Below are 11,933 nucleotides of genomic sequence, written 5' to 3' on the forward strand. Positions count from 1 at the left end.
ACCACAAATGCCTGTGCCCAAGGGTGATCGTCGGTCAAAGTAACGTGAATGATCGCCTCATGGCCCGCAGGTGTCATTTCATCGAGCCGCGTCTTGGCCCATCCTGTCACCGTCATCACGGGCTGGCCGCTGCGCAAATTGGATACGGCCATGTCTTTCCACGAAATGCCCATACGCAACCCTGTTCCCAGCGCCTTTGAACACGCCTCTTTTGCGGCCCAGCGTTTGGCGTAGGTCCCTGCGACGTCCGCGCGACGTTCCGCCTTTGCCTGTTCGATATCAGTAAAGACGCGGTTGCGAAAACGATCACCAAAGCGTGCCAGCGTGCCTGCAATGCGTTCAATATTCGCAAGGTCAGTTCCGACGCCCAAGATCATGTCGTCCCGTCCATATCAACAACGCAAATGCCCTTCGCGCCACCGCGACAGAGCGCCACAAGTCGCGCGCCAAGTGTCTTGTGTTGGGCGTTGTCCAGATAGATCCGTGATGTTGCTTCGTCGACAAAGTCGCAGGTGAACGCATAGACGCAATTGGCCGACATCGCTTCAATATCACGGTTTGGGCCATGCGCGAAACCCATGAAACCTTCCAGATTGTCTTGCAATTCCGCCAACCCCTGCATGATCGCGGCAAGCTCCGCAGCATTGTGCCCATCCGGCAGGTCCAAAAGAACGATGTGACGGATCACGCACGCGCCTCGTCCATGATGCGGCGCATTTCAGTGATCGCAGGGCCAAGGCCGCGAAAGATCGCCTCCCCGATGATGAAATGACCGATGTTGAGCTCAATCACCTGCGGCAAGGCGGCGACGGGCGAAACGCAATCATAAGTCAGGCCATGGCCCGCGTGGACTTCAAGCCCCAGATCATGGGCAAAGGCGGCCATGTCCGTCAGCTTGCGCAATTCTTCATCGCGCGCATCAAATCGGCCGTCCGCATGCGCGTCACAATATGCACCTGTATGAAGTTCAATCACCTCTGCACCGATGCGGTTCGCGGCTTCGATCTGGCGTCGGTCAGCCGCAATGAAGATCGAGACACGACATCCCGCGTCGCGCAACGGAGCGATGTAATGGGCCAGCGCGTTTTCCTCGCGCGCCACTTCCAAGCCACCTTCCGTTGTGCGTTCCTCACGCTTTTCGGGGACGATGCAGACTGCATGGGGCTTATGGCGCAAAGCAATCGCCTGCATTTCCGCTGTGGCGGCCATCTCAAAATTCAGCGGACCCTTCAGGGCCTCCATCAGTCTTTCGATATCGGCATCCGAGATATGACGGCGATCTTCACGCAAATGCGCGGTTATGCCGTCAGCGCCAGCATCTTGGGCAATAACGGCAGCACGCACAGGATCAGGCACAGCACCACCACGCGCATTCCGCACAGTTGCCACGTGATCGATATTCACACCAAGGCGCAGCTTGCCTGTCATCACTCTATCCTTGTTCTTCAGTGCTCATCGCGGGGCGACGGCTTCTTATTCAATTGTTCCAGCTTCGTGCGCAATATCTTCTTGCGGCGCATCTGATAGGCCCGGATCACGGGTACGGACAGATAATACGCAATCGTCGCTGTCACCACCCCCGGAAGTATGCCGCCAACAAGGTAAGGAAAGAACACATCGTCATAGAACACCTGCATCCCGCGCCAATTGAAGCTCTCAGGTGTAAAAACCGCCCGGATGTTGTGCCAGACGTCAAAGCTGGCGGCGGCGAATTTTTCACCGAAGCCCGCGACCTTGTCCTGTGGCACATCCAGCATCCAGATCCCAAGCTTGAGCGACACATAGCCAATTGCGGGGAAAGTGATTGGATTTCCAAAGAAAGTGGCCATCAACGCCGCAAGAATATTTCCGCGTAGCAGGCGCGCGATGATTGCGGCAAACACAAAATGCAGACCGAACATTGGTGTAAAGCAAACGAAGACACCGGCCCAAATGCCGCGACTGATCTTCTCAGGCGTGTCCGGCAAACGGCGCACACGGAGTTTGACATACTCAAAAGCCCGCGCCCAACCGCCACGTGGATAGACGAAGTCCAGCACGATCCGTCCGATCGCCCGCCTATCCCTGCGTTTGAATATCAACGGGCATCACCCTTCTTTGCGGACCGGTCCCGCGCCTAATGCCGCCAGCCCCGGATCCCGGTGGCGGGTGATGGACGAAACATTGCTCTCCGCCTCAAGTGCTGTCTGGACGCGATGCAGATGTTCGGCATCGCGCAAATCGACATCTATCAACAATCTAAAATAATCTGGTTTGCGATCAATGAATCTCAGATCAGAGATATTGGCGTTCTGCTCGCCGATCAATGTGCAAATTCGTCCCAATACACCAGAGTCGTTGGCAATCGTCGCATCAAAGGTGACCGTGTTGGTTGCGGCGTGCTGGCCGTCCTGCCAATGCAGGTCAATCCAGCGCTCCGGTTGGTCCTCATAATCGGCCAATGCCTCACAATCGACGGCATGGACAACAACGCCTTGCCCGCGAAACGTAATGCCCAAAATCCGCTCACCCGGCACCGGCTGACAGCAAGAGCCGCGATGCTGCACCTGATCGGGGCTGAGGCCGACGACCGCGCGCGCTTGCTCAATCTCTTCACCTTCATGATCGGCAAGTTCGGGATAGATCGCGGTGACGACAGTGCGCCCTGTCGTTTCAGCGCTGCCCAACCGCGCGAGAAGCTCTTCGACGCTGTCGATCGCCAGCGCCTTGGCTGCGGTGCGCAGCGCTTTGTCGGTGGCTCTTTTGCCGACGTTTTCAAAGGCGACACGGGCCAATTCGCGACCCAGGCGCACGAAGCGTTCCCGGTCTTCTTCGCGCAATGACCGGCGGATGGCGGTTTTTGCGCGCCCTGTTACGGCAATATCAATCCAGGTGGCTTGCGGGGTTTGGCCTTCGGCGGTAATGACCTCAACCGATTGGCCATTCTTCAGCCGCGTCCAGAGCGGCACACGCAGCCCATCGACCTTGGCCCCGACACAGGCAGAACCTATCCGGGTGTGGATCGCAAAAGCGAAGTCAATCGGCGTGGCACCCCGTGGCAGCTTTATCACGTCCCCTTTGGGGGTGAAGCAGAACACCTGGTCTTGATACATCTCAAGCTTCACTGCTTCGAGAAATTCAGCATGGTCCTGATCGTCGTCCAAGCGCTCGGTCAAAGACGATATCCACTGCACGGGATCAACGGCAAAGCGGTTTTCGACGCGTTCCCCGTTCTTGTAGGACCAATGTGCGGCGACACCTGTTTCAGCAACTTCATGCATCTCGCGGGTGCGAATTTGCACTTCGACCTGCTTGCCATCGCGGCCTGATACCGTCGTATGAATAGAACGGTAGCCGTTTGTTTTCGGCTGGCTGATATAATCCTTGAAGCGCCCGGGAACCGCGCGCCAACGCTGGTGGATCGCGCCAAGCGCACGGTAGCAATCGGCCTCTGTCGCCACGATCACGCGGAAGCCGTAGATGTCAGACAAGCGGCTGAAACCCTGATCCTTTTCCTGCATTTTGCGCCAAATCGAATAGGGTTTCTTGGCCCGGCCCATGACCTCTGCGGAGATATTGGCCTTTTCCATCTCGACCCGCATATCTGCGGTAATCTTTTGCAGGACGTCACCGGTTTCACGCTGCAAGGTGATGAAACGGCGAATAATCGAATTGCGGCCCTCGGGATTAAGCACACGGAAGGACAGGTCCTCCAGCTCTTCACGCATCCATTGCATCCCCATGCGACCAGCAAGGGGTGCGAAGATTTCCATTGTCTCACGGGCCTTCTGGGCTTGCTTTTCGGGGCGCATGGACTTGATCGTGCGCATGTTGTGCAAACGGTCGGCCAACTTCACCAATGTCACACGCAGGTCGCGGGACGTCGCCATAAAGAGCTTGCGAAAATTCTCGGCCTGTTTGGTCTGGGTGGAGTTCAGCTGCAAATTGGTCAGCTTCGTCACCCCGTCAACCAATTCCGCAATCTCGCGACCGAAGCGCTTTTCCACCTCGACAAAAGAGGCCTTGGTATCCTCAATGGTGTCATGCAACAGCGCGGTGATGAGCGTCGCGTCATCCATCTGCTGCTCGGCAAGGATACCCGCAACGGCGACAGGATGCGTGAAGTATGGCTCACCCGAATGCCGGAATTGCCCCTCGTGCATGTCCGCACCAAAGGCATAGGCATCGCGCATCAAAACCTGATTTGAATTGGGGTTGTAGGTGCGGACCAGTGCGATCAGTTCATCTGCTGTCATCTGGTCCCGCACCTATCGGTGTCAGGCCGGTGAACCGACCTTAACGCTGCCCTTGCGCATCCATCAATGCGCGCAGCAATTTCTCTTCTGACATATCATCATCCGCTGGCTTGTCGGGCTCTGCACCCATCAGCAAGGACATGCTGTCTTCTTCCGGCTCATCAACTTCGATCTGGGTCTGGTTCGCCTCGATCATGCGCTCACGCAGATCGTCTGCCTGCTGTGTTTCCTCAGCAATTTCGCGCAAGGAAACGACAGGGTTTTTGTCGTTGTCACGTGCCACAGTGATCGGCGCACCGGCAGACACTTCACGCGCACGATGGGCGGCAAGCATCACAAGCTCGAAACGGTTAGGAACTTTATCGACGCAATCTTCTACGGTGACGCGGGCCATGAGCGTACTCCAGTGGGTCAAGAGGGACTTCGGAAGCCCGCTACTTAGAGGCTTTGGCGCGAATTGACAAGGGCTTCTCAAGCGCCACAGCGTACAAAAACAATGGTGTTTCTAAACCGCGATCGGTACGACAGCAGCCCTGTCTGCGGCGGGCAAAGCGTTACAAAGCGCCTGCGCCGTCTGCCCCAGAACAGGATGCACCCAATCAGGTGCCACATCGCAGAGCGGGACCAGCACAAACGCCCGGTCCTGCATCCGTGGATGCGGCAAGATCAGCTCCTGCGGGGCGCGCTTTGTCTGTGCCTCCAGTGGCAAGTTGCGCCAGAAATTGTAGCGGGCAAGGTCCGGTGCAACAGTGTCACCATAGGCAATCAGATCAATGTCCAGCGTTCGCTGCCCCCAACGGACCTGCCTTTCACGTCCGGCAGCGGCCTCGATCCGGTGCAATCCTGCGAGCAGGGCCCCGGGTTGCATCTGGGTGTTGATCGCAATGACAGCGTTAACATAATCGGGGCCGGACCCTGCGGGAAATGCGGGTGTGGCATAGAGCCTGCTGCAATCTGAGGTTGCTCCTGCGCGCTGCGCCAGCTTTTTAACCGCCCATTCAACGGTTGACCTAGCGTCACCCTGAACAGAAAATTCATTGCTGCCAAAGGCGATTAGACAATTTCGCACCGACCTATCCATTTGTTCATCTTGCCACACTGTACCGATTCATAACATAAATGAAATTCTTGCATGGTTCTTCATCATTATGACTCACGGGACGCACCATGCATCTAAAATTGTTTGGAAGGACAATTAATGTTTTATCGGGATGAGCGCTTGGCGCTCTTTATCGATGGATCAAATCTTTATGCGGCGTCTAAGTCGCTCGGGTTTGACATCGATTACAAACTGCTGCGGCAGGAATTCATGCGTCGCGGAAAGATGCTTCGGGCATTTTACTACACGGCCCTGTTGGAGAATGACGAATATTCTCCGATCCGGCCTTTGGTGGATTGGTTAAATTACAACGGCTTCTCAATGGTGACCAAACCGGCCAAGGAATATACCGACAGCATGGGTCGCCGGAAGGTGAAGGGGAACATGGATATCGAATTGACCGTCGATGCCATGGAGCTTGCCCCCCATATCGATCATGCGGTGTTGTTTTCCGGCGATGGCGATTTCCGTCCGCTGGTCGAAGCGCTGCAACGTCGCGGTGTGCGGGTGTCGGTCGTGTCAACGATTCGCAGCCAGCCGCCAATGATTGCGGATGAACTGCGCCGTCAGGCTGATAATTTCATCGAGCTGGACGAGTTGCGCGATGTTGTCGGCCGCCCGACACGCGAACCGCGCGTCGAAGTGGCGCCGGATGATGTTACCCAAGACGCTTGAAAGCAGTCCATAGGGGCGAGGCGTGACAGGCCTGCCTTGCCCCTGTTGGCCCGTATCTCCCGCATCTGATACTGGACCTGCCCGCATCAAACGCTTACCTCTGGTATGACAGCCGGAGCATGTGATGACCAAACCACCATTGACACTATATCTTGCCGCCCCACGCGGTTTTTGTGCGGGCGTTGATCGCGCCATCAAGATCGTCGAAATGGCGCTCGAAAAATGGGGCGCGCCGGTCTATGTGCGCCATGAGATCGTGCACAACAAATACGTGGTCGACAGCCTGCGCGACCAAGGCGCCATCTTTGTCGAAGAGCTGGACGAATGCCCCGATGACCGGCCCGTGATCTTCTCTGCGCATGGCGTGCCCAAGGCGGTGCCCGCAACAGCCGCCAAACGCAAGATGATTTATGTGGATGCGACCTGCCCGCTTGTCAGCAAGGTCCATATCGAAGCGCAACGCCATTCCGACAACGGCCTGCAAATGATTATGATCGGTCACGCCGGCCATCCGGAAACCGTTGGCACCATGGGCCAGTTGCCGGAAGGCGAGGTGCTACTGGTCGAAACCGTTGCAGACGTGGCCAAAGTCGCGGTCCGCGATCCGGGAAAGCTTGCCTTTGTGACACAGACCACTCTGTCGGTCGATGACACCGCGGATATCGTTGCCGCGCTTTTTGACCGCTTCCCGCAAATCGTCGGCCCCCATAAAGAAGACATCTGTTACGCGACCACCAACCGCCAGGAGGCCGTCAAGGCGATGGCGCCGCAATGCGATGCGATGCTTGTTGTTGGGGCGCCGAACTCATCCAATTCCAAGCGTCTGGTCGAGGTTGGCGCACGTGCGGGCTGCGACTATGCGCAGCTTGTGCAGCGGGCCGCCGACATTGATTGGCGCGCGCTTGAGGGGATTACCACTATGGGGATCACCGCTGGCGCCTCTGCCCCGGAAGTCCTGATCGCCGAAGTGATTGATGCCTTCAAAGACCGCTTTGATACGACGGTTGAGATGGTGGTCACAGCAGAGGAAAACGTCGCATTCAAAGTGCCCCGTGTCCTCAGGGAACACGCCTGATGACACGCCTGCAATTTCTACTGGCCGCGATCGTGGTTTGCGTCGCCCCCGGTACCGGCGGGATCTACACGCTGGCGCTTGGTTTGGGTCAAGGGCGGCGCGCAGTGGTTGCGAAAGCATGAACCAGATATCACGTTCTGCCCTTGTTCTTGGTCTTGCGGGGTTGATCCCGTTTATCTGGGGCGCATTGACCAACATGGTGCCGTCAGCCGCGCTCTGGGGTCAGATGAACCTCGGCGGACGGTTCAACGGCCCTTATGTACAGCTCTATTATGGCGCGGTGATCCTGTCTTTCATGTCCGGCGTCCTTTGGGGATTTGCAACCAAAGCGACGGGGCGAACGGCGACGGCAGGCTACACATTATCGGTAATCCCCGCACTTTGGGCCTTCTTCATGACAGGCGGCGGGCCAACAACCGCAGGGATGAACCTGATCGTCGGGTTTCTAGGATTGCTGATGCTGGATTGGCACTTTTGGCGGCTCGGCCTCGCACCGCCTTGGTGGATGAAACTGCGTGTCTTACTGACCGCAATTGTCATCATATCGTTGCTACCACTGGTGTATTGATGACTGACGCAAAGACAATCACCACCTACAACAAAAAAGCCGCGCAATACGCGGACACGTTTAGCAGTGATGGTCCTGACCGAACGTTGCAGGACTTCATCGACTTGCTGCCGGAAGCGGCACGGGTGCTTGATCTTGGTTGTGGTCCGGGTGCCGCGTCCTCGCATATGCGCGACGCCGGGATGGACCCTGACCCGATGGACGCCTCCGAAGGCATGATCGCGCTGGCCAAGGACCGCTTTGGCCTGCCTGCACGACTTGGCACTTTTGACGATATCAGCGGCAGCGATGTCTATGACGGTATCTGGGCCAATTTTAGCCTGCTCCACGCCCCCCGCGCCGACCTGCCGCGTCACTTCAAGGCGATTGCAACCGCGACCAAGCCTAACGGCATTCTGCATGTGGGCATGAAAACGGGCGATGGCAGCAACCGCGACGCAATTGACCGGCTCTACACTTATGTGACGGTGGCGGAACTTCAGGGGCTTCTCACAAACGCTGGTTTTGAGATCATCCACACCCATGAAGGTGCGGACCGGGGGATGGCAGGCACGGTTGACCCGTTTGTGATTATGCGCGGGCGCAGAAATGGCTGAATTGTTCGCCTACACTGATGGCGCCTGCTCTGGCAATCCGGGGCCAGGTGGCTGGGGGGCCCTGTTGATCGCGCGTGATGGTGAAAAGGTCTTGAAAACCCGTGAATTGAGCGGGGGGGAAGCAGAGACCACCAACAACCGCATGGAGTTGCTGGCCGCAATCACCGCACTCGAAACTCTCGACAGAGGCACGGCACTGACGATTGTTACCGACAGCTCCTATGTCAAAGACGGGATCACCCAGTGGATCCACGGCTGGAAAGCGCGCGGTTGGAAAACCGCCGCCAAGAAACCTGTGAAAAATGAAGATCTTTGGCGCCGGCTCGACGACGCGACCGCCCGCCATGAGGTGACATGGGAATGGGTGAAGGGACATGCCGGGCACCCGGAAAACGAAAAGGCCGATGAATTGGCGCGTGCCGGAATGGAGCCATTCAAGCCATGAAAGACCCGCTTGTTCTCTTGCCCGGCATGATGTGCGACGCACGGCTTTTCGGCCCGCAGATTGACGCGTTTTCACATGAGCGCGGCGTGATGGTCGCTCCCCAAAACGACCACGATACAGTTCAGGCATTGGCAACAGACGTCTTGGCCCATGCTCCGCCCAAGTTTGCACTCGCAGGATTATCCATGGGTGGCATCGTCGCGATGGAGGTGTTCCGCCAAGCCCCTGACAGGGTCACCCGTCTTGCGCTGCTGGACACAAACCCAAAGGCAGAGGCACCCGCCGTGGCTGCCAATCGCGAACCGCAGATTGCCAAAGTGCGCGATGGTCAATTGCGCGCGGTCATGCGCGATGAGATGAAGCCGAATTACCTGACAGACGGCCCAAACAAGGGGCGGATACTTGATCTGTGCATGGCAATGGCCGAAACGCTTGGGCCGGATGTTTTTGTGCGCCAGTCCCGCGCGCTGCAAACCCGCCCCGACCAGCAGCAGACGTTGCGCGCGGTCAAAGTGCCAACCTTGATCCTATGTGGCGAAGACGACAGCCTTTGCCCCCTGCATCGCCACGAACTCATGCACGTCCTGATCCCGCATTCTACGCTTACCGTGATTAGAAATGCAGGGCACCTTCCCACGCTTGAACAACCCGACACAACCAATGAGGCTTTGGCAAAATGGCTGACCCAGTAATTCCCGCCAACCTGCTTGAACTGCTCCAGCAGGTGGACACACCCACTGTCTGCAACGCTATCGAAGTTGCGCAAGGAAAACGTGGGTTTGATGCCTTCACGAAGGGGACAATGCATTGCTCTGCGCCCGGCCAATCCATGGTGGGCTTTGCGCGGACCGCCAAAATCGCCGGACGTGAGCCGCCGACCGAAGCGCCTGATGTCATCCGCACGCGGCGACTGGATTATTTTCGAAACATGGCAGAGGGGCCGCGCCCTGCAATCGCCGTGCTTGAAGATGTCGATTACCCGCATAGTGTCAGCGCATGGTGGGGTGAGGTCCACACCAACGTACATAAGGGCCTCGGCCTCAATGGGGCGCTCACCAACGGTGTCATGCGCGACTTGGGCGATCTGGCCGAAGGCTTTCCCGTCGTTGCGGGGTCCATCGGGCCGAGCCATGCATTCGTGCATGTGCGCGAGCTCGGCACACCGGTGACCGTGATGGGGATGACTGTCAATCAAGGTGACCTGGTTCATGCAGATCGCCACGGCGGCCTTGTCATTCCGCCAGAGGTCATCCCGCATTTGAAAGAAGCCATCGAAAAGATGTTCGCAGGCGAGCAGATCATTCTTGGCCCAGCCCGCGAACCTGACTTTGACCTCGACAAGCTGCTAGCGGCTTGGCGGGCGTTTGAGAAAGCGCGGACCTAGGAACCGACCTTCAAAACGATCTTGCCAATATGCGCGCTGGTTTCCATGCGTGCGTGGGCTGTTGCGGCGTCAGCAAGCGTGAATTCCTGATCCATCACCGGCCCGACCTTGCCCGCATTGATGATTGGCCAAACCTGCGCACGCAGCGCATCCGCGATCCGCGTTTTGGCCAGATCAGACTGCGGGCGCAACGTCGATCCTGTCACAGTCAAACGCCTTGTCATCAGCTGCACGAGGTTCAATTCGGCCTTCGACCCTTGCAGAAATGCAATTTGAACCAAAGTGCCTTCATCAGCCAGGGACTTGAGATTGCGCTGGATATACGGACCTCCGACCATATCCAGGATCAGGTCCGCCCCGCCCAGCGCTTTCATTTTCTCAACAAAATCCTGCGTGCGGTAATTTATGGCTGCCTCTGCACCAAGCGTGACGCAAGCCGCGCATTTTTCCTCCGAACCTGCCGTCGCAAAGACCCGCGCACCGAATACCTTGGCCAGTTGGATCGCCGTCGTGCCGATGCCAGAGCTGCCGCCATGCACCAAAAACCGCTGACCTGCTTGCAGGCCGCCGCGCATGAAAACGTTGGACCAGACGGTAAAGAACGTCTCAGGCAGGCATGCCGCTTGCGCCAAGCTGAGCCCCGAAGGGATCGGCAGACAATGGGCAGCTGGCGTGGCCACATATTCGGCATAGCCACCACCGGGTAGCAGCGCGCAAACCCGGTCGCCCAATTTGGGGGACGTGACGCCGGCACCCACGCCAACAACGTCGCCCGCCGCTTCCAGACCGGGCAGATCGCTCGCACCCTTGGGTGGGTTATAAAGGCCGGCGCGTTGCAGCGCGTCTGGACGGTTCACACCCGCATAGGCGACTTTGATGACAACCTGATCGTGCGCCGGTTCTGGCATTGGCCTGTCGACCAGTTTCAAAACTTCGGGTCCACCTGGTTGGGAAATCTCGATTGCCTGCATCACATAGGTCCTTGTTTGATGCATTAGCTATGCGACATCACGGCGGATTTGACAAACTCCTTGGAGGATTATGGGTTTGGCTCGCGCCAGCGGCCGGGCAGATCAACGTCCGGAACAGATGGCGGGGCCTTCACACCTGCCGTCATACGCGCCAAGGTCGCGGAGAATGGCTTGAGCATGGCATTGTCCTTCACCTGCGCTTTGAACTTTTCAAAACGCATTACGTCGTCAATTCGGCGGTCGATGAATGCATCCGTTGCCTGCATATCCAGACTGTCGTCGCCCAACCAGAAAAGCACCACAGAGCTATAGACACCCGAAAGCGTCAACCGCTTGGTATACCAGTTCACATCGCGCGAAGTGTCACCCAAAGCATTCCAGATCGCATCCGCTGTTCCCCAGATCAGTTTCGCGCCATCCGGTGCCATATGCGGCAGCGAAAAGAGCGCGGTGCCACGCCGCACGGCCTCTTTGTCATCAACAGCACCGATCCGCAGCCGGATGGCATGGGCGACTTTGTCACGAAAACGCATGTCTTTCATATCGGCAGCTTTGATGGCCTCCACCATCGCGGCATCACCGCGCCTGTGAAAAGCAATCGCGAGATCAGCGGCACCGCGAGGGCAGAGCGTCTTGGCATGAGCGGGGTTCACACCGGCGTCCTTGATAGCGGCGTCGAACGTCGCGGGCGACCACCCGTCAAAGGCCACATGCGGCAAAGCCGCGTCCAAAAGCTGGTCCAACATCGGATCAATCGGGGCATTCAACATCTGTCTCTCCTCGTGCATGCTGCGACTCGACAAACTAGCCCAGCTTTGCTATCTGGCCACTTCCTGCAAATTTTTGCAAATTCAACTTAGAAAGGTGGTGTAAACCACATGCAGG

16 protein-coding genes and 1 pseudogene are annotated in these 11,933 nt (G+C 57.6%); 8 read left to right on the top strand and 9 right to left on the bottom strand.

Annotated features, from left to right (window positions below; genetic code table 11):
- From acpS to folK, 7 genes are all read right to left on the bottom strand, one after another.
- Nucleotides 1-377, bottom strand: a 377-nt coding sequence (acpS, locus tag ACFDSS_RS10475; protein ID WP_375255692.1) for a holo-ACP synthase, incomplete at its 3' end; no start/stop codon positions are given.
- Nucleotides 374-688, bottom strand: coding sequence for a Dabb family protein (locus tag ACFDSS_RS10480; RefSeq protein WP_375255693.1), 315 nt, complete (start codon nucleotides 686-688; stop codon nucleotides 374-376). The genes ACFDSS_RS10480 and acpS, both read right to left, overlap by 4 nt.
- Nucleotides 685-1,428, bottom strand: coding sequence for a pyridoxine 5'-phosphate synthase (locus ACFDSS_RS10485; RefSeq protein WP_375255694.1), 744 nt, complete (start codon nucleotides 1,426-1,428; stop codon nucleotides 685-687). Before ACFDSS_RS10485 ends, ACFDSS_RS10480 begins: the two co-directional genes overlap by 4 nt.
- A gap of 17 nt (nucleotides 1,429-1,445) precedes the next feature.
- Nucleotides 1,446-2,081: a DUF2062 domain-containing protein gene (locus ACFDSS_RS10490; protein ID WP_375255695.1), complete on the bottom strand. Its 636-nt coding sequence runs from the start codon at nucleotides 2,079-2,081 to the stop codon at nucleotides 1,446-1,448.
- Between the two features lie 6 nt (nucleotides 2,082-2,087).
- Complete coding sequence (locus ACFDSS_RS10495) at nucleotides 2,088-4,235, bottom strand: RelA/SpoT family protein (RefSeq protein ID WP_375255696.1); 2,148 nt, start codon at nucleotides 4,233-4,235, stop codon at nucleotides 2,088-2,090.
- Between the two features lie 40 nt (nucleotides 4,236-4,275).
- Complete coding sequence (rpoZ, locus tag ACFDSS_RS10500; RefSeq protein ID WP_375255697.1) at nucleotides 4,276-4,629, bottom strand: DNA-directed RNA polymerase subunit omega; 354 nt, start codon at nucleotides 4,627-4,629, stop codon at nucleotides 4,276-4,278.
- A 111-nt stretch (nucleotides 4,630-4,740) separates the two neighbouring features.
- Nucleotides 4,741-5,304: a 2-amino-4-hydroxy-6-hydroxymethyldihydropteridine diphosphokinase gene (folK, locus tag ACFDSS_RS10505; protein ID WP_375255698.1), complete on the bottom strand. Its 564-nt coding sequence runs from the start codon at nucleotides 5,302-5,304 to the stop codon at nucleotides 4,741-4,743.
- A 129-nt stretch (nucleotides 5,305-5,433) separates the two neighbouring features.
- Between folK and ACFDSS_RS10510 the strand changes: the two genes are divergently transcribed.
- The 8 genes and pseudogenes from ACFDSS_RS10510 (at nucleotide 5,434) to ACFDSS_RS10545 (ending at nucleotide 10,077) form a co-directional block, all read left to right on the top strand.
- Nucleotides 5,434-6,009, top strand: coding sequence for an NYN domain-containing protein (locus tag ACFDSS_RS10510; protein ID WP_375255699.1), 576 nt, complete (start codon nucleotides 5,434-5,436; stop codon nucleotides 6,007-6,009).
- A 124-nt stretch (nucleotides 6,010-6,133) separates the two neighbouring features.
- A complete protein-coding gene (gene ispH / locus ACFDSS_RS10515) occupies nucleotides 6,134-7,084 on the top strand; it encodes a 4-hydroxy-3-methylbut-2-enyl diphosphate reductase (protein ID WP_375255700.1) in 951 nt (316 codons plus the stop codon).
- A pseudogene (locus ACFDSS_RS10520) lies at nucleotides 7,084-7,194 on the top strand (LysE family translocator); the annotation flags it as partial. The gene ispH and the pseudogene ACFDSS_RS10520, both read left to right, overlap by 1 nt.
- An 8-nt stretch (nucleotides 7,195-7,202) precedes the next feature.
- Nucleotides 7,203-7,652: a DUF3429 domain-containing protein gene (locus ACFDSS_RS10525; RefSeq protein WP_375255701.1), complete on the top strand. Its 450-nt coding sequence runs from the start codon at nucleotides 7,203-7,205 to the stop codon at nucleotides 7,650-7,652.
- Nucleotides 7,652-8,248, top strand: a complete 597-nt coding sequence (locus ACFDSS_RS10530) for a class I SAM-dependent DNA methyltransferase (protein WP_375255702.1) — start codon at nucleotides 7,652-7,654, stop codon at nucleotides 8,246-8,248. The genes ACFDSS_RS10525 and ACFDSS_RS10530 overlap by 1 nt, the downstream gene beginning before the upstream one ends.
- Entirely contained in the window at nucleotides 8,241-8,693 is a 453-nt protein-coding gene (gene rnhA / locus ACFDSS_RS10535; RefSeq protein WP_375255703.1) for a ribonuclease HI, read from the top strand. The genes ACFDSS_RS10530 and rnhA overlap by 8 nt, the downstream gene beginning before the upstream one ends.
- The gene (locus ACFDSS_RS10540; RefSeq protein ID WP_375255704.1) at nucleotides 8,690-9,385 is read left to right on the top strand and encodes an alpha/beta fold hydrolase; all 696 of its coding nucleotides are present in this window, start codon (nucleotides 8,690-8,692) and stop codon (nucleotides 9,383-9,385) included. Before rnhA ends, ACFDSS_RS10540 begins: the two co-directional genes overlap by 4 nt.
- A complete protein-coding gene (locus ACFDSS_RS10545) occupies nucleotides 9,370-10,077 on the top strand; it encodes an RraA family protein (protein WP_375255705.1) in 708 nt (235 codons plus the stop codon). Before ACFDSS_RS10540 ends, ACFDSS_RS10545 begins: the two co-directional genes overlap by 16 nt.
- On the opposite strand, the gene ACFDSS_RS10550 is transcribed toward ACFDSS_RS10545, so the two are convergent.
- Nucleotides 10,074-11,048, bottom strand: coding sequence for an NAD(P)H-quinone oxidoreductase (locus ACFDSS_RS10550; RefSeq protein WP_375255706.1), 975 nt, complete (start codon nucleotides 11,046-11,048; stop codon nucleotides 10,074-10,076). The two genes, ACFDSS_RS10545 and ACFDSS_RS10550, sit on opposite strands and share 4 nt — an antisense overlap.
- A 68-nt stretch (nucleotides 11,049-11,116) precedes the next feature.
- Nucleotides 11,117-11,818, bottom strand: a complete 702-nt coding sequence (locus tag ACFDSS_RS10555; RefSeq protein WP_375255707.1) for a COQ9 family protein — start codon at nucleotides 11,816-11,818, stop codon at nucleotides 11,117-11,119.
- Nucleotides 11,819-11,933: the final 115 nt, after the last annotated feature.

This window comes from Yoonia sp. (assembly GCF_042093035.1).
Classification (GTDB): domain Bacteria; phylum Pseudomonadota; class Alphaproteobacteria; order Rhodobacterales; family Rhodobacteraceae; genus Yoonia.

Excerpts from the sequence above, each read along its gene's own strand:
- ACFDSS_RS10545 (WP_375255705.1), top strand. The coding sequence starts at position 9,370 with ATGGCTGACCCAGTAATTCCCGCCAACCTGCTTGAACTGCTCCAGCAG.
- ACFDSS_RS10555 (WP_375255707.1), bottom strand. The coding sequence starts at position 11,818 with ATGTTGAATGCCCCGATTGATCCGATGTTGGACCAGCTTTTGGACGCG.
- ispH (WP_375255700.1), top strand. The coding sequence starts at position 6,134 with ATGACCAAACCACCATTGACACTATATCTTGCCGCCCCACGCGGTTTT.
- ACFDSS_RS10485 (WP_375255694.1), bottom strand. The coding sequence starts at position 1,428 with ATGACAGGCAAGCTGCGCCTTGGTGTGAATATCGATCACGTGGCAACT.
- ACFDSS_RS10530 (WP_375255702.1), top strand. The coding sequence starts at position 7,652 with ATGACTGACGCAAAGACAATCACCACCTACAACAAAAAAGCCGCGCAA.
- ACFDSS_RS10510 (WP_375255699.1), top strand. The coding sequence starts at position 5,434 with ATGTTTTATCGGGATGAGCGCTTGGCGCTCTTTATCGATGGATCAAAT.
- rpoZ (WP_375255697.1), bottom strand. The coding sequence starts at position 4,629 with ATGGCCCGCGTCACCGTAGAAGATTGCGTCGATAAAGTTCCTAACCGT.
- rnhA (WP_375255703.1), top strand. The coding sequence starts at position 8,241 with ATGGCTGAATTGTTCGCCTACACTGATGGCGCCTGCTCTGGCAATCCG.
- ACFDSS_RS10540 (WP_375255704.1), top strand. The coding sequence starts at position 8,690 with ATGAAAGACCCGCTTGTTCTCTTGCCCGGCATGATGTGCGACGCACGG.
- ACFDSS_RS10550 (WP_375255706.1), bottom strand. The coding sequence starts at position 11,048 with ATGCAGGCAATCGAGATTTCCCAACCAGGTGGACCCGAAGTTTTGAAA.
- ACFDSS_RS10525 (WP_375255701.1), top strand. The coding sequence starts at position 7,203 with ATGAACCAGATATCACGTTCTGCCCTTGTTCTTGGTCTTGCGGGGTTG.
- ACFDSS_RS10495 (WP_375255696.1), bottom strand. The coding sequence starts at position 4,235 with ATGACAGCAGATGAACTGATCGCACTGGTCCGCACCTACAACCCCAAT.